Annotated in this window: 17 protein-coding genes; all 17 read right to left on the bottom strand. The window is 37.3% G+C overall.

Annotated features, from left to right (window positions below):
* Positions 1 to 269: 269 nt before the first annotated feature.
* The 17 genes from dapA to rimP all read right to left on the bottom strand — a co-directional run bounded on the left by dapA (position 270) and on the right by rimP (position 15,949).
* On the bottom strand, positions 270 to 1,151 hold the full coding sequence (dapA, locus tag MHI40_RS06415; RefSeq protein ID WP_340761958.1) for a 4-hydroxy-tetrahydrodipicolinate synthase: 882 nt from the start codon (positions 1,149 to 1,151) through the stop codon (positions 270 to 272).
* Positions 1,152 to 1,153: 2 nt separating this feature from the next.
* Positions 1,154 to 2,200: an aspartate-semialdehyde dehydrogenase gene (locus MHI40_RS06410; RefSeq protein ID WP_093535055.1), complete on the bottom strand. Its 1,047-nt coding sequence runs from the start codon at positions 2,198 to 2,200 to the stop codon at positions 1,154 to 1,156.
* Between the two features lie 77 nt (positions 2,201 to 2,277).
* Positions 2,278 to 2,865, bottom strand: coding sequence for a dipicolinate synthase subunit B (locus tag MHI40_RS06405; protein ID WP_093535057.1), 588 nt, complete (start codon positions 2,863 to 2,865; stop codon positions 2,278 to 2,280).
* Positions 2,865 to 3,665, bottom strand: a complete 801-nt coding sequence (locus MHI40_RS06400) for a dipicolinate synthase subunit A (protein ID WP_340761954.1) — start codon at positions 3,663 to 3,665, stop codon at positions 2,865 to 2,867. Before MHI40_RS06400 ends, MHI40_RS06405 begins: the two co-directional genes overlap by 1 nt.
* Positions 3,662 to 3,934, bottom strand: coding sequence for a YlmC/YmxH family sporulation protein (locus MHI40_RS06395; RefSeq protein ID WP_093535061.1), 273 nt, complete (start codon positions 3,932 to 3,934; stop codon positions 3,662 to 3,664). The genes MHI40_RS06400 and MHI40_RS06395 overlap by 4 nt, the downstream gene beginning before the upstream one ends.
* Before the next feature lie 132 nt (positions 3,935 to 4,066).
* Positions 4,067 to 5,296, bottom strand: coding sequence for a M16 family metallopeptidase (locus tag MHI40_RS06390; protein ID WP_093535063.1), 1,230 nt, complete (start codon positions 5,294 to 5,296; stop codon positions 4,067 to 4,069).
* 98 nt (positions 5,297 to 5,394) lie between these two features.
* Positions 5,395 to 7,515 (bottom strand): polyribonucleotide nucleotidyltransferase, encoded by a 2,121-nt coding sequence (gene pnp / locus MHI40_RS06385; RefSeq protein ID WP_093535065.1) that lies wholly within the window; start codon positions 7,513 to 7,515, stop codon positions 5,395 to 5,397.
* Between the two features lie 155 nt (positions 7,516 to 7,670).
* Positions 7,671 to 7,940, bottom strand: coding sequence for a 30S ribosomal protein S15 (rpsO, locus tag MHI40_RS06380; RefSeq protein WP_090562453.1), 270 nt, complete (start codon positions 7,938 to 7,940; stop codon positions 7,671 to 7,673).
* A gap of 750 nt (positions 7,941 to 8,690) precedes the next feature.
* Entirely contained in the window at positions 8,691 to 9,644 is a 954-nt protein-coding gene (gene ribF / locus MHI40_RS06375; protein WP_340761953.1) for a riboflavin biosynthesis protein RibF, read from the bottom strand.
* A 1-nt stretch (position 9,645) separates the two neighbouring features.
* Complete coding sequence (truB, locus tag MHI40_RS06370; protein WP_340761952.1) at positions 9,646 to 10,566, bottom strand: tRNA pseudouridine(55) synthase TruB; 921 nt, start codon at positions 10,564 to 10,566, stop codon at positions 9,646 to 9,648.
* Positions 10,567 to 10,634: 68 nt separating this feature from the next.
* Positions 10,635 to 10,976 carry a 30S ribosome-binding factor RbfA gene (gene rbfA / locus MHI40_RS06365; RefSeq protein WP_093535071.1) on the bottom strand — a complete coding sequence of 114 codons (342 nt, stop codon included), beginning with the start codon at positions 10,974 to 10,976 and terminating at the stop codon, positions 10,635 to 10,637.
* 22 nt (positions 10,977 to 10,998) lie between these two features.
* Positions 10,999 to 11,277 (bottom strand): DUF503 domain-containing protein, encoded by a 279-nt coding sequence (locus MHI40_RS06360; RefSeq protein ID WP_093535073.1) that lies wholly within the window; start codon positions 11,275 to 11,277, stop codon positions 10,999 to 11,001.
* Complete coding sequence (gene infB, locus MHI40_RS06355; RefSeq protein WP_340761951.1) at positions 11,277 to 13,694, bottom strand: translation initiation factor IF-2; 2,418 nt, start codon at positions 13,692 to 13,694, stop codon at positions 11,277 to 11,279. Before infB ends, MHI40_RS06360 begins: the two co-directional genes overlap by 1 nt.
* Positions 13,695 to 13,698: 4 nt before the next feature.
* Positions 13,699 to 14,019, bottom strand: a complete 321-nt coding sequence (locus tag MHI40_RS06350; RefSeq protein ID WP_093535077.1) for a YlxQ family RNA-binding protein — start codon at positions 14,017 to 14,019, stop codon at positions 13,699 to 13,701.
* A complete protein-coding gene (gene rnpM / locus MHI40_RS06345) occupies positions 14,016 to 14,294 on the bottom strand; it encodes an RNase P modulator RnpM (protein WP_093535079.1) in 279 nt (92 codons plus the stop codon). The genes MHI40_RS06350 and rnpM overlap by 4 nt, the downstream gene beginning before the upstream one ends.
* Positions 14,295 to 14,313: 19 nt before the next feature.
* On the bottom strand, positions 14,314 to 15,447 hold the full coding sequence (gene nusA / locus MHI40_RS06340) for a transcription termination factor NusA (protein WP_340761949.1): 1,134 nt from the start codon (positions 15,445 to 15,447) through the stop codon (positions 14,314 to 14,316).
* 22 nt (positions 15,448 to 15,469) lie between these two features.
* A complete protein-coding gene (gene rimP, locus MHI40_RS06335) occupies positions 15,470 to 15,949 on the bottom strand; it encodes a ribosome maturation factor RimP (RefSeq protein ID WP_093535083.1) in 480 nt (159 codons plus the stop codon).
* Positions 15,950 to 16,061: the final 112 nt, after the last annotated feature.

The raw sequence follows: 16,061 nt of genomic DNA, 5'->3' as shown, positions 1-16,061 counted from the left end.
TAAGACTCCATTCAACACTTTTTACATCCTCCGAAAGCTTTACTTTCTAGCAAATGCTTGTACTTCCTGAATCTTTATTACTTATTAATTAGTATTCGTCTCTCTGCCCTTTCCAAGGGTGGGAGATATCTATTTACGTTAGCTTGTTAAATTTTTTATAAAAGAAGTTAACCCGACCAACATCCACGTATTTTCATTATATCGGACGTCAGCGATTCACACAAATAAAAAAAAGGCTGAAATAGGAAATCTTCAGCCTTTCTGCCAAATTATTGAGTATTCAAATATTCATCCCAGATTACATCAAATTCCTGCTTTTCTCTTTCGGTCATCTCAGTGAGTGGTAAGCGTAAGCTTCCCACTTCTAATCCTATCTTAGAAAGCGCATATTTTACGACAATCGGGTTGGGGTGTTTGAAGAGTGCCTGTATTAACGGCAATAATGATTGATGAATTCTTGCAGCTTCCGTATGATTTCCATTTTGAAAAGCTTCCATCATTTTCTTCATATCATTTCCTACAATATGGGAAGCAACCGAAATTACTCCAGTACCCCCTATTGCTAGTAATGGAAGAGTGAGTGAATCATCTCCGCTATACACTTCTAAATTCCCTTTTGTTTTAGCCATTACTCGAGTCATCTGATCTAAATTACCACTAGCATCTTTTAAAAACTTAATGGAGGGTATTTCACTTAAAGCTACCAATGTATCAAGTTCCATATTGATAACAGAACGGCTTGGAATATTGTATATGATAATTGGCAGTATTGTTTCATTTGCAATAGCTTCATAATGAGCTATCAGCCCGCGTTGATTGGGTTTGTTATAATAAGGGGTGACAATCATTAGGCCATCCACTCCCAGAGCCTCAGCCTTTATAGACAAGTCAATGGATGCGGCTGTGCTATTACTTCCAGTACCTGCAATGACAGGTACTCTTTTGTTTACTTTCTCTACTACGAATTTAATAAATTTAAGTTTTTCTTCCATTGTTAAAGTTGGAGATTCTCCTGTTGTCCCACAAACGACAAGAGAGTCAGTCCCTGTCGAAAGTAAATGTTCAATTAATAATTCTGTCACAGTATAATTGATGGAACCATCTATTTGAAATGGGGTAACCATTGCCGTAGCAATTGGTCCTATCTTCATTTTTACACCTCTTTTAATATACCTTCAGCAATAAGTGCTTCTGCAATTTGTATAGAGTTTAGCGCTGCACCTTTCAATAAATTATCTGATACTATCCACATATGAAATCCTTTATCGTTGGAAGGATCTTTTCTTAAGCGTCCCACAAATACATCGTCTTTACCATCTGCATAGTACGGCATAGGATAAAATTGTTGGTCAGGAGCATCTTGTAACGTAATCCCCTCTGAGTTTGCAAGTAGTTGTTTTAGCTGATCGATTGATACATTCTCTTGATCTACCTCTACATAGACAGATTCGGAATGTCCGGTAACAACGGGCACTCTTACACAAGTTGCTGCAATAGCAAGATTTGGTAAAGACATAATTTTTTTAGTTTCATCCATCATTTTATGTTCCTCAAAAGTGAATCCATCTTCGGTGAACACGTCAATTTGAGGAATAACATTACCTGCGATAGGATAATGCTTTTCAGCACTTTTAACAGGTAAGATTTCTGGTTTTGCTTGTTTATCTTTTATACCTTCACTTTGTGTTGTCAATTCATTAATTGCAGCAGCTCCGGCACCCGATACCGCTTGGTAAGTTGAAACTATTACTTTGGTTAGACCAAATTTCTGACGAATTGGTTCAAGTGCGCAAACCATCTGAATAGTAGAACAATTTGGATTAGCAATAATCCCTGTTTGTTCATGTAAGGCTTGTTTATTTACTTCAGGAACTACAAGTGGTGTATCTTTATCCATCCGGAAGGCGCTTGTGTTATCAATTACGATTGCCCCTCTATTGCTCGCTTCTTTTGCTAGAACTTTAGAAATTGAACCACCTGCAGAGAAAAATGCTACATCTACACCTTCAAAAGCTTCAGGTGTTGCTTCTTCAATAGTATAAGAACTTCCATCTACTTCTACTTGTTTACCCGCTGATTTTTTAGAAGCTAATAACTTTAACGTTTTGTATGGAAAACTTCTTTCTACTAATTTTTCAATGATTTTTTGACCGACTGCTCCTGTCGCTCCTACAATTGCTACTGTATAACCTTGTGACATGAAAAGCTCTCCCCCTAGACCTATGCTATTTTTGATATTGTATTTTATTATACATGAAAATACATCTTCATCAATATTTATAATTTATGACTTATGAGCAAAGGCTGGAATTGTTTGAATTGAATCGCATGTTCAACTGTTGGAATTATTTTTGTAAAGTCAGCAATGAGTGAGTTTGGTTTGCTATGAGGATTATCTTGGCCAAAGGGGATAAAGTATATGTTTTTAGTAGAAAGTAATTTCATAATGTTCATTCCATTCAATCCTAATGCATCATTTGTGGATATTCCAAGAACTACTGGTTTTCCATTTCGCAATGTTGCTTTTGCCGCCATCAACACAGGTGAATCTGTTTGGGCATTTGCAAGCTTACTAATAGAGTTGCCTGTCATCGGAGCAATTACCATACAATCCAGTGGGTTTGTAGGTCCAAATGGTTCTGCCTCCACTATTTTTGACACTACTTTACTACCACTTGCCTCTTCTATTTTCTCAATCCATTCTTCCCCTGTTCCAAAACGTGTTGCCGCAGTTAATACAGAATACGTAATAATAGGAACTACAGTTGCCCCTAAATCAGTAAACTGTTTAATCATTGGGATAACTTCCTCATAAGTACAATGAGAAGCAGTTATTCCTAATCCAATTCGAAAACCTTTTAACACTATTTTTCCCCCTCCAGTAGAGCCAATTGAGTTTGCACAGCTTTTGCTATCAAATATCCTGCATCTTTGGGAAAATACAATCCTGGTAAGCTAGTTGAATGGATATAATTTGTTGGGATTGAATTGGCTGACTCGAGTAAACATCCTGGATTTGAAGCTAGATCATACACTTTTTTAAATATAGCCGTATCAGACGTGCTCAGCCATCTGTTTGGAATAGTGTTTATCAGATAGCTGGTATCTGCTTCTTGATTATGAACAACATGCTCAAATTGTTCTATCTGATATCCATAGCTTTTTGCCTCAAATAATTGATGTTCAGAGCGAACCGAGATAATTACCTCTGCGCCCAAATGATGTAGAGCAAAAGCAAGTCTTTTTCCCACTCTTCCATACCCAGTTATGATGAATTTTTTATTATAAATAGATTCGTTTTCACTTCTATAAAAGTAATATATAAATCCCTCTGCTGTAAGATTTGCATTTTCCCAAATCCACTGTTCATCCTCTAAATAATAAAAAGCATGGACCTGGCTATTTTGTATTTCCTGTTCAATTTCTGTATTCGTTTTTCCAACGAAAAGGAGAAGACATGACTCAGGCAAAACGAAAGAACTATCTATTTGTAATGGTGGAATAGGTAAAAAAATGATGGTAGGTTGAAAATCCATTATTGCGACTTTTAGTTCTTCCGTCCAAATCGTCGTTGGAAAGATTTTCACTTCTAGTTCGTTATCTAATGTTTCCTTCAAAAACGATAGACGGGCGTCTGTACCTATGATTGCACATTTTTTTTTCACGAATATTCACTATTTCCAATTTCATTGTTTGCCTCATTAAACAGAATTCTATCTTTACCAATGAGAATTATTTCTTCCCATGAGATAAATTCCTTTTTTTTCGCTGATTTATTTCCTTGAAAAAAGGATCCTGTTTTTTGAAAAACTTCAAAACCTTCTATTTTCCCATTTTCAGGATTGAAGAGTAACTCAGTGTCTGCTAGTTTGCCATATCTCGCCCCGTCCTTAACTTGGATCAGCTCTTTTTCTGCAAGTTCCGAAAGTAACAATCATTCTCCCCCTTATTGATTTCTCTTTATATATATGCCATTTCGCAGTACAAAGTGAATATAAAAAAACGGGAAAGAAGACGCCTGGTCCTTAAAAAACACAAAATATATTTCCAATATAAAAAAAGCCGATCAAATTTGATCGACTTTTGGTTTAATGATTGAGATGGCTGGTTTATGGGAAAATGTCTCTGCAGCAAGATCCATTACCGATTGTAAGGAGACTTCATCAATTGATGCACTTACTTCATCTAATGAACGATGTTCACCATACAGCAATTCATTTTTACCATTACGGCTCATTCGAGCATTGGAGCTCTCTAAGCCAAGGAGTAGATTACCTTTCAATTGCTCTTTTGCATTAGATACTTCTGTTTCTGTGAATCCTTTTTCAAGAACATTTTGTATCGCTTGCTGAATTGACATAGATAGTTCTTCCAATTGGTTGCTAGAAGTCCCACCATAAATAGCAAGAGCACCAGTATCTTCATATGACGAATGATAAGAATAGATCGAGTAAGCAAGACCTTTTTCTTCTCTGATTTCTTGGAAAAGCCTAGAAGACATACTTCCACCCAAGATATTGTTCATCACAACTAGGCTATAAATGTTATCAGCCTTTACACTTAAACTTGGATAGGCTAAACAAAGATGCGCTTGCTCAGTTTCTCTAAAGTTTTCGACATGTACTGCTCTCAACTCTGGAGTTGCCATAGGTATTTTCTCATTACTCGATTTTTCTAGTTGGCTAAATAATGTTTCAATATACTCTAGTAGTCCTTCTGGAATATTACCCGCAACAGATATAACTACATTTTCTGGGGTATAATGTTTTTTCATGTATGCTTGAATCGTTTCTTTTGTGAAACTATTCAACGTTTCCTCTGTGCCTAAAATAGGCGCACCAAGCGGGTCATTTTCGTACATCGCTTGCCATAAATATTCATGCACAATATCATCTGGTGTGTCCTCTACCATATTAATCTCTTCCAGAACAACCTGTCTTTCTTTCTCAATTTCATTTGCATCAAATTGAGAGTGAAAAAACATATCTGCTAGTATTTCGACCGCATGTTCTGCATGATGATCTAATACTTTTGCATAGTAGCATGTATTCTCTTTAGAAGTGAAAGCATTGATATTACCACCAATACGATCAAATTCTTCTGCAATTTGTTTCGCAGTTCTCGTTTCAGTTCCTTTAAATAACATATGCTCAATAAAATGAGTTAAGCCATTTTCTTCTGGTAACTCATACCTTGATCCTGCCTCGACCCAAATCCCTACAGCCACAGATCGTACATAAGGAATATGTTCTGAAACAATTCGTATTCCATTTTTACAAGTTAGTTTATTTATCAAATTAACACCTCAGTTTATTCTATTCAGCTATTTAAAAAGGTTGCCGTAGCAACACGGCTACGGTCAACCTTTTTTGTCATGCTGATGTAATTGATTAATTATTTGTTTTCTTGTTGCTCAGCGCGTTCTTTTTCTTCTTTTACAACAATTTTACGAGATAAATTGACACGACCTTGATTATCAATTTCAATTACTTTCACTAATAGCTCATCCCCAAGTTTTAGAACATCTTCCACATTTTTCGTACGTTCTTCTTGAATTTCGGAAATATGCAATAAGCCATCTTTGCCAGTGAATAATTCTACGAAAGCACCGAATTTTTCAATTCGTTTAACTTTCCCAAGATAATATTCGCCAACTTGCGCTACTCGTACAATGTTCTCGATAATTTCTTTTGCACGTGCAATCATCTCTTCATCAGCTGATGCGATATAAATTGTACCATCTTGCTCTGTATCAATTTTCACGCCAGTTTCATCGATAATTTTATTAATTTGTTTACCACCTGGTCCAATTACATCACGGATTTTATCCGGATTAATCTTAATCACAACAATTTTAGGTGCATATTTGGACAGTTTCTCACGTGGATCAGAAATTGTTGCAAGCATACTTTCTAAAATTTGCATACGACCAATTTTAGCTTGCTCTAACGCTTCTTCAAGAATTGTTCTTGATAGTCCATCAATTTTAATATCCATTTGAAGTGCTGTAATACCTTTAGATGTACCAGCTACTTTAAAGTCCATATCTCCAAGATGATCTTCCATTCCCTGAATATCCGTTAATACAGTATAATGTTCACCTTTTTTCACAAGTCCCATTGCAATCCCTGCAACTGGTGCTTTCAAAGGAACACCTGCATCCATCATTGCTAGAGTTGATGCACAAATACTAGCTTGTGATGTTGATCCATTGGATTCTAACACTTCTGCTACTAAACGAAGTGTGTATGGGAAATCAGCTTCATCTGGAAGAACTGCCTCTAGAGCGCGCTCTCCTAAAGCACCATGACCAATTTCGCGACGACCTGGAGCACGGATAGGACCAGTTTCTCCTACACTAAACTGAGGGAAGTTATAGTGATGCATGAAACGTTTTGTTTCTTCTAAGCCAATTCCATCGATAATTTGCACATCACCAAGGGGCCCTAAAGTACATATGCTCAAAGCTTGTGTTTGTCCACGTGTAAACAATCCAGAACCGTGAGTTCTAGGCAATACGCCAACTTCTGAAGATAGTGGACGAATTTCCGCTACTCCACGACCATCAGGACGAATTTTGTCTTCTGTTATCAAACGACGAACTTCATCTTTCACCATTGCATCTAAAATTTCACGTACTTGCTTCAACGTCTCATCAGTTGCTTCTTTTTCTGTATAAATTGCAATGACTTCTGTTTTTACTTCAGTAATAGCATCTTCACGAGCATGTTTTTCTTGTACTTGTATTGCTTGTACAAGTTTTGTTTCACAAATACCTTTTACTTCTTCAAAAAGTACTTTATCTAACTCAAAAAGAGGAATATCTTTTTTCGCTTTTCCAACTTCAGCTACTACTTTTTCTTGGAATTCGATTAACTTGATAATTTCATTATGACCGAACATAATTGCCTCAAGTACCGTTTCCTCTGAAACTTCTTTAGCCCCTGCTTCAACCATGTTAATCGCATCTTTTGTCCCGGCTACTACCAAGTCTAAAGTGCTCTTACCCATTTGCTCTACAGTTGGATTGATAATTAGTTCTTCTCCAATTAAACCTACCTGAACGCCAGCTATTGGACCGTCAAATGGGATATCTGAAACGCTAAGCGCTAAAGATGAACCTAACATTGCCGCCATCTCAGAAGAACAGTTTTGATCAACAGACATCACGATTGAAATCACTTGAACTTCATTACGGAAACCATCTGGGAATAAAGGACGAATTGGACGGTCAATCAAACGACTTGTTAAGATTGCTCGTTCTGAAGGACGTCCTTCACGTTTGATAAATCCGCCTGGGATTTTACCTACAGCGTAAAGTTTTTCTTCATAGTTCACAGTTAAAGGGAAGAAATCTAAATTCTTAGGGTTTTTCGATGCAGTTGCTACAGATAATACAGTTGTATCACCATATCGTACTAATACTGCCCCGTTCGCTTGTTTTGCAAGTTGTCCTATTTCTACTTGCAACGGGCGTCCTGCCCATTCGTACGTAAATACTTTCTTTTCACTCATGTAATCTGGACTCCTCTCGACTTCAAAAACTCCTTTAAAAAAGGGTATATAAAAGTTATATGTATCATAAGTAGTGTATCAAAAATCTTTCAACTATGCGAAGTTTTTTATGCAAAAGAAAAAGCGGGATAAATCCCGCTTTCCTAAATCGAATCTTATCGACGTAAACCAAGTTTTGCGATTAGATCACGGTAACGTGATACTTCGTTTTCACGTAAGTATTTTAATAAGTTACGGCGACGTCCAACCATTTTGAATAGACCACGACGTGAGTGATGATCTTTCTTATGAGTACGTAAATGTTCGTTTAAAGAGTTAATCTCTTCTGTAAGAATTGCGATTTGAATATCAGCAGATCCAGTATCACTTTCGTGAGTTCTGTACTCAGCGATTAATTCATTTTTGCGTTCTTGTGTAATTGCCATGTTGGTTTCCTCCTAAAATTCTTGTTATCCCCTAATCCTGAGCAATCGTTGGAGAATCGAAAAAGCCAAGGAAAGGTTAAGTACGGTATTGTACTTATAAAGATTATCATAAATAGATTGGTGAAGCAACTAATTAGTAAGTGACAAGATCGAATTATTCTTTTAAAAACAAAGTAAAAAAACGATCCTCTAAAAATACAAATGTAGATAGGCCATTGATTTCCGCTCCGAGCGGACGCTTTCCGTGGGCACGACTTCAGCCGCTGGAGTCGCCGCTCTGCGCTCCAATCAATTATATCCACTCTATATGATTGGAAAATTTGGCTGACAGAGATAGATAAAGAAAATCCACTTTCTACATTCTTTGTTACATGATAGCAGCCCAATTCAATATCAGATTGTTGTATCCCTATATTAAATTTGGCTACTATTATTCTATATGCGAGAAGCTATGATCTATCAATAGTTGAGTACTACTCACTCAATTGATTGGAGAGTAAGGTGGCGACTTCAGCGGGATGAGTGAGACAGATGAGATGTCACAGCGACGCGTGTGCTGTGGTGATAGCTCATCGCTCCCCCCGCGAAACGCGTCCACCTGTTTCTGCATCGCTAAGCTAGCTTCGAAACATGAAAGTACGTTGAAACGGAAATCACAAGTATTATTTATTCATTTTTTGACTCTTAAAACACAATACTTTTCAATTTTTTAAAAAAGCTACCGAAATTAATCTCCGGTAGCTATCTTTATTATTTATTTTCATTTTTAAAAAACTCAATGGCAACTTGCTTGTCTTTTCCAATTTGTTCTTTTAACTCGTCAATTCCATTGAACTTTTGTTCCGATCTAATTCGCTTATACCAATGGACCGTTACTTCCTCACCATAAATGGATTGATCAAAATCAATAATATGTACTTCAATAGAAAGTCTTTTCTCATCGGGATTATTAAATGTTGGTTTGTAACCTACATTACATACTCCCTCATGCCAAGTCTCCTGAACGCGTATTTTAACTGCGTACACGCCAGTTGCTGGTGTAAATTGTCCTTCGGTCGGTTCAACATTCGCCGTTGGAAAGTTTATAGTTCTCCCTCTTTTGTCACCATGGATCACAACTCCTGTTAACTTGAAAGGTCGGCCTAATAATTCTCTGACTTGCTCCATATTACCCGCCGTTAGCTCAGCTCTTATTCTAGTTGAGCTAATCTTCTCGTCCACGAGCTGTTTTTTCTCTACAACTGATACAGAATATTTCCCTTCAGAAAGAATCTCCATATCTTTCATGGTACCTTTACCAAAAGCTCCAAATGAAAAGTCAAAGCCGGCTGTAACGTGTTTAACATTCGTCCCGTTTATAAAGAATTCTATAAACTTTTCGGGTGTTAACTTTGCAAAATCGGAAGTAAACCGAACAACAAAAACTGCATCTACCCCTAAGCTTTGCAATATATCTGTTTTTTCTTGAATAGGTGTAATATAAAATACTTTCTCTTTTCTGCCACCAAGTACTAATGAAGGATGCGGATCAAATGTCATCACAGCTGTTTTGATATTCTTCTCTTTCCCTTTATCGAGGGCTTCCTGAATGACTGCTTGATGCCCTTTATGCACTCCGTCGAAAAAACCAATCGCTAAAGAGTAAGCTTCATTTTTATCATTTTTAAATAAATGGTTTGGATAGGATAAGTGATATACGTCCATATTAATCTCCTTTTTCAGATGAAAACATTTTTTCTGGTTTCATCATACCACTTTTCGTCGGATGTTTAATATAAACTGCTATCGGATTTTCCAACAGTTCGAAAACTATTTTTTCGTTTTCAGCTAATAACGGATGAATTTCTACTACTTGTCCATTAGTTATACTTTTGTTGTTATCATCATTGACTTCAACTGTTGGCCAAGTCGCTAATGCATCTTTTAAGGGAAGTAATGTTACAGATAATGAACCTTCATCCACAGCAGCTTGCACCTCACTTAAAGTGAGACACTGATCTTTAGAAAAGCTTCCAGAAGCTGTTCTTACTAGAGATGACATATGTGCTGGATATCCTAGTAATTCACCGATTTGAACAGCAAGGGTACGAATATAGGTACCTTTTCCACAGTCGACTTCAATGTTGAACGTAACTTCTTGTCCTGAAAAAGCAGGGGCTTCATCCAATAATCTTATATTGTGAATCATCACTTTCCTACTTGGGCGTTCTACTTCTTTTCCTTCTCGAGCGTATTCATATAGTTTTTTTCCATTCACTTTTACTGCAGAATACATCGGGGGAATTTGAGTAATCTCCCCAGTCAGTTTCGCTAATACTTCTAAAATTTGTTCACGAGAAAAAGACTTAGGAGTTATGTCATTTACAACGATGTCACCGTCTGCGTCTTCAGTAGTTGTTGATGTACCAATAGAAATAGTTGCTATATACGTCTTCCCTTGATCCATTATATATTCTGACACTTTTGTAGCCTGCCCTAAACAAATAGGTAAAACTCCTTCCACACTTGGATCCAATGTTCCTGTATGGCCAATTCTTTTCATCTTCAATATTTTTCTAAGTTTAAAAACACAATCGTGTGAGGTCATTCCTTTTTCTTTCCATAAAGGCAATATTCCTTCGTACATCCAGTTCACCCCTTGTATATATAACAAAGAAGTCTGCTTTAATAACAAAGCAGACTTCTTAGTTTTTATTACTCAGATGGCTTATTAATTTGTCTTAATAAATCATCTATACGATTACCATATGCTGCAGATTCATCATATTCAAAGATTAGTTCAGGCGTTATACGTAAGCGAATACGTTGACCTATTTCAGAACGAATAAATCCTTTAGCTTGTTCTAAAGCTCTTAAAGTATCCGCGCGGTTTCCATCAAGCACCGTAACATAAATGGTCGCTTGTTGTAAATCACCAGTAACAGCTACATCTGTGATAGTGACAAAACCGATACGTGGGTCCTTTAATTTTCGTCCGATAATTTCGCCCAATTCTTTTTTCATTTGCTCAGCAACTCGGTTAGCACGCATTGACATGATCGCTACACCTCATTTTCTTTTATAAGTATTCTTTACTTATATTAATACATTCCCATTCAGGATTAGATTCAAGAAATCGGATTGCGTTCATTAGCTCTCGTTCGGCCGCATCTTTTTGAGAAGCAATTGCAACGATTCCAATGCTAGTACGCTGCCACGTATCCTGATGATCTAATTCTGAAATAGAAACATTATACTTTTGTTTTGTTCTTGTGAGCATTCTTTGAAGAACAGCTCGTTTTTCTTTTAAAGAATGTGCAGTAGGAATGAGAAATTCACAGTCTGCATAGACAATCATTAGCGTTTAATTTCTTCCATGATATAAGCTTCCACGATATCGCCTTCTTTGATATCATTGAAGTTTTTAATCGTGATACCACACTCATATCCTTTAGCAACTTCTTTAGCATCATCTTTAAAGCGTTTTAGCGTATCTAGTTCGCCTTCGAAAATAACAATTCCTTCACGAATAACACGTACACCACTATCTCTAGAAATTTTACCTTCCGTTACGTAAGAACCAGCAATCGTACCAACTTTAGATACTTTGAAAGTTTCACGAATTTCGGCTTGACCGATAATTTTCTCTTGGAACTCAGGGTCAAGTAGCCCCTTCATTGCAAATTCAATTTCTTCGATTACTTTATAAATAATACGGTGTAAACGAATATCTACGCCTTCTTGGTCGGCCATACGTTTTGCATTTGTATCCGGACGAACGTTAAATCCGATAACAATTGCATTCGATGCAGCTGCCAAACTAATATCTGATTCTGTAATTGCTCCAGCTCCAGTATGAATGATGCGAACGTTAACACCTTCTACATCTATCTTCATAAGGGAAGCAGCCATCGCTTCAACAGTTCCTTGTACGTCTGCTTTAACGATTAAGTTAAGCTCTTTCATTTCCCCTTGTTTCATTTGATCAAATAAATTGTCTAATGTTACACGAGTTTTTTCTGAGCGTTGAGTAACTTGTGCTTCTGATGCACGAGACTCTCCAACTTGTCGAGCTGTTTTTTCATCTTCGAATACTACAAAGCGGTCTCCAGCTTGTGGCACTTCGTTTAGACCAGTTATTTCAACTGGAGTAGATGGTCCTGCCTCTTTCACACGGCGACCAAGATCATTAACCATTGCTCTTACGCGTCCGAATGCATGACCAACAACGATAGGGTCTCCAACTTTTAATGTACCATCTTGAACTAGTAATGTAGCAACAGAACCACGACCTTTGTCAAGTTGAGCTTCAATTACAGTTCCTAAAGCAAGACGTTTTGGATTTGCTCTTAACTCTCCAACTTCTGAAACAAGTAAAACCATTTCTAACAAGTTGTCGATTCCTTCTCCTTTTAGTGCTGAGATTGGTACGAAGATAGTATCTCCACCCCATGCCTCAGGAACTAAGCCATGCTCTGTTAACTCTTGCATTACACGGTCAGGATTGGCAGATGGTTTATCCATTTTATTTACTGCTACGATAATTGGCACTTCAGCAGCTTTCGCATGGTTAATAGCTTCTACTGTTTGAGGCATAACACCATCATCAGCTGCAACTACAAGAATCGTGATATCCGTAATTTTTGCACCACGTGCACGCATTGTCGTAAATGCAGCATGTCCTGGTGTATCTAGGAATGTAATCTTCTTGTCGTTGTCTTCAATCATGTAAGCACCGATATGTTGAGTAATACCACCGGCTTCTCCTGCAGTTACTTTTGTATGACGAATTGAGTCAAGAAGTGTTGTTTTACCATGATCGACGTGACCCATAATTGTAACAACTGGTGGACGCTCTGATTGATTAGTGCTGTCTTCTGGCGTTGGATCGAAGTGAACTTCTAAATCAGTAATGTCGATACGGATTTCTTCTTCAACTTCTACACCATAGTCTGCACAAATAAGTTCAATTGCATCCTTATCTAATACTTGGTTTATTGTTGCCATTACGCCAAGTAGGAATAATTTTTTGATAATTTCTGCTGGTTCACGACCAATTTTTTTCGAAAGTTCAAGAACAGTTAAAGAATCGGTAAACGTAATCTTCGCTGGAAGTTCACGTTCTTTTCTTGGTACTGGTGGTTGAACTGGTGTAGTAGGACCTTTTCTACGTTTTTGGAATTTTTGACCCGGTCTATTGCCACCTGGACGATTTTGACCACCTGGACGATAAGCACCCGCTGGAGCTTTGTTATTTGTAAACGTCTTTTTAGGTTGGTTATTTGTTCCTTGCGTGCTGCTAGATTGCGTATTACTTCCTGAAGCTGCAGCATTTGTATTCGTTTGGTTAGACGGTCTTGATTGTCCGCCAGATGTTGGTCTTTGTTGACCTTGGTTAGACGGTCTTGACTGTCCGCCAGATGCCGGTCTTTGTTGGCCTTGGTTAGACGGTCTTGATTGTCCACCAGATGTTGGTCTTTGTTGACCTTGGTTAGAAGGTCTTGATTGCCCGCCAGATGTTGGTCTTTGTTGACCTTGGTTTGAGTTTGATGGTCTTGATTGAGTCTGTTGTGCAGGTTTTGAAGATGTTGAAGCAGGTTTAGTATTTGACTGTGAAGAATTTTTATAAATACCATCTAGTTTAGAGATAGTTTCTCCTTCAAGTGTAGACATATGATTCGTCACTTGAATATTCATCTTTCCTAATTGCTCAATAACTTCTTTACTCGATTTATCTATTTGTCTCGCATATTCATGAACTCTGATTTTAGTCATTAGCTCACCCCCGGTTATATTCGTTGAGAAGGCCGGACAGTTTTTTAGCGAAACCGTCATCCATAATGGCTATTGCCACCCTGGCCTCTTTTCCCGTCGCATGTCCGAGATCGTGCCGGTCTCCAAAGACATGCAGCTCAACGTTAAAAGATGCACATTTATCATTAATTTTTTTTGCTGTATTTTTAGAAGCGTCATTTGATAAAACAACTAGTTTTGCCTTTTGGCTTCTTATTTCTTTTACAACTAATTCTTCACCAGTTATTGTTTTTCTTGCTCGAGTCGCTAAACCTAAAAGATTAGATATCTGTTCTTCTATTTTCATTTGAGTTTATCTCTTTCAATAACAACGATTAACTGGTCATATACTTCATTTGGAATTGGTGCTTCTAAATGAGTGCCTAGTGAATTTTTCTTTTTCGCTTGGTTTACCGCTTCGATAGATTTGGATACATAAGCGCCACGACCAGATTTTTTACCTGTTAGGTCTACGGAAACTTCTCCTTCTTTCGAACGGACTATACGAATCATTTCTTTTTTCGGAAACATTTCACCAGTAGCAACACATTTACGTAACGGTATTTTCTTTTGAACCGCCATTTTAAATCACCATCCCTGCTTATTGTTCTTCTTTATAAAAATCGAAATCATCCAATTCTTCTTCATCCATTTTTTCTACGATAAGCTGTGGAGAATTTTCATTTGGATAAATTCCAAGTTCTCTTGCATCAGTTTCGCTCTTAATATCGATTTTCCAGCCAGTCAGTTTTGCTGCAAGACGAGCATTTTGACCTCTCTTACCAATTGCAAGTGACAACTGATAATCTGGTACTACTACCGTTGTAGATTTTTCATCTTCATTTACTTGAACGTCGATTACTTTAGAAGGACTAAGCGCATTTGCAACAAACACTACTGGATCTTCAGACCATTCAACTATGTCAATTTTCTCTCCACTTAACTCGTTCACAATTGTTTGTACTCGAGCTCCCTTTGCACCAACACATGAACCAACAGGATCAATTTCATCATTATGTGCAAAAACGGAAATCTTCGAGCGGTCCCCTGCTTCACGAGCAATAGACTTAATCTCTACAATACCTTCAAAGATTTCTGGAACTTCCATTTCAAACAAACGACGAAGTAAGCCAGGGTGAGTTCTAGAAACAAATACTTGTGGTCCACGAGTAGTACGTTCTACTTTCGTAATATACACTTTAATACGTTCATGTGGTCGGAATGTCTCTGTTTGGATTTGTTCATTTGCTGGTAATACAGCCTCAACTTTTCCTAATCCCACGTAAATATTACGAGCATCTAATCGTTCTACAATACCATTTACAATATCATCTTCACGGTCCACATATTCTTCGTAGATAAGACCACGTTCAGCTTCACGTACACGTTGAGTAACAACTTGCTTCGCCGTTTGAGCTGCAATACGACCGAAATTACGTGGAGTAACTTCCTCTTCAACTACATCACCAATCGCATAGTGTGGATTTATAACTTGAGCATCCTCTAAGGATACTTGCAGACGGTCGTCTGCTACTTCTTCTACTACATCTTTTCTTGAATAAACAAGCATAGTACCAGTAGCTAGGTTAATATCGACACGAACATTTTGGGCTTGGTTAAAATTTCTTTTATAGGCAGTTACTAAAGCAGCTTCTATTGCTTCTATTAAAACATCTCTTGAAATTCCCTTTTGTTGTTCGAGCGCAGTTAACGCATCTAAAAATTCACTACTCACTGCTTTCACTCCTCCATATACGTTATGCAGAGAAATCAATTGCTAAACGGGCAAGCGCAATTTTCTCTTTTTCAATTTGAATTTTTACTCTTCTTGTTTTCACACGTACTTCAATTAATGCGCCTTCTTCTATTGAATAAGAAAGTAATGTTCCTTCAAATTCCTTAGCTCCGTTCACTGGCTCGTATGTTTTGATAAAAACATGCTTACCAATCGCATTCGTGAAATCCGAATCCTTTTTCAAAGGTCGTTCTGCTCCAGGAGAAGAAACCTCTAAAAAGTAATTTTCTGATATTGGATCTTCTACATCTAACTTTTCACTTAGTTTTTCACTAACTTGAGCACATTGTTCAATATCAATGCCGCCATTTGGAGTATCAATATAAATACGTAAAAACCAATCTCGACCTTCTTTTACATATTCTATATCTACAAGATCTAAATTTAACTCTTGTAAAATAGGCGATACAAGCTCTTCAATTTTACTAATAATATTACTCATATAAGCCTCCTACACAACAATGATTTTCTATATAACAACAGAAAAGAGCGGGAAATCCCACTCTTTCGTCACAGAACTATGAAACATTGGTAGTTTTATATTACCATACATC

Source organism: Psychrobacillus sp. FSL H8-0510, assembly GCF_038008345.1.
Lineage (GTDB): Bacteria > Bacillota > Bacilli > Bacillales_A > Planococcaceae > Psychrobacillus > Psychrobacillus psychrotolerans.
Note: the sequence above shows the minus strand (reverse complement) of the source record. Positions and strands in the feature narration are given on the sequence as shown.

Bases quoted from the DNA above. Each gene is read 5' to 3' on its own strand.
- MHI40_RS06350 (WP_093535077.1), bottom strand. From the start codon at position 14,019: ATGAAAATAGAAGAACAGATATCTAATCTTTTAGGTTTAGCGACTCGA.
- rpsO (WP_090562453.1), bottom strand. From the start codon at position 7,940: ATGGCAATTACACAAGAACGCAAAAATGAATTAATCGCTGAGTACAGA.
- infB (WP_340761951.1), bottom strand. From the start codon at position 13,694: ATGACTAAAATCAGAGTTCATGAATATGCGAGACAAATAGATAAATCG.
- rimP (WP_093535083.1), bottom strand. From the start codon at position 15,949: ATGAGTAATATTATTAGTAAAATTGAAGAGCTTGTATCGCCTATTTTA.
- rnpM (WP_093535079.1), bottom strand. From the start codon at position 14,294: ATGGCGGTTCAAAAGAAAATACCGTTACGTAAATGTGTTGCTACTGGT.
- MHI40_RS06360 (WP_093535073.1), bottom strand. From the start codon at position 11,277: ATGATTGTCTATGCAGACTGTGAATTTCTCATTCCTACTGCACATTCT.
- pnp (WP_093535065.1), bottom strand. From the start codon at position 7,515: ATGAGTGAAAAGAAAGTATTTACGTACGAATGGGCAGGACGCCCGTTG.
- ribF (WP_340761953.1), bottom strand. From the start codon at position 9,644: ATGGACGTATATCACTTATCCTATCCAAACCATTTATTTAAAAATGAT.
- truB (WP_340761952.1), bottom strand. From the start codon at position 10,566: ATGTACGAAGGAATATTGCCTTTATGGAAAGAAAAAGGAATGACCTCA.
- rbfA (WP_093535071.1), bottom strand. From the start codon at position 10,976: ATGTCAATGCGTGCTAACCGAGTTGCTGAGCAAATGAAAAAAGAATTG.
- MHI40_RS06410 (WP_093535055.1), bottom strand. From the start codon at position 2,200: ATGTCACAAGGTTATACAGTAGCAATTGTAGGAGCGACAGGAGCAGTC.
- dapA (WP_340761958.1), bottom strand. From the start codon at position 1,151: ATGAAGATAGGACCAATTGCTACGGCAATGGTTACCCCATTTCAAATA.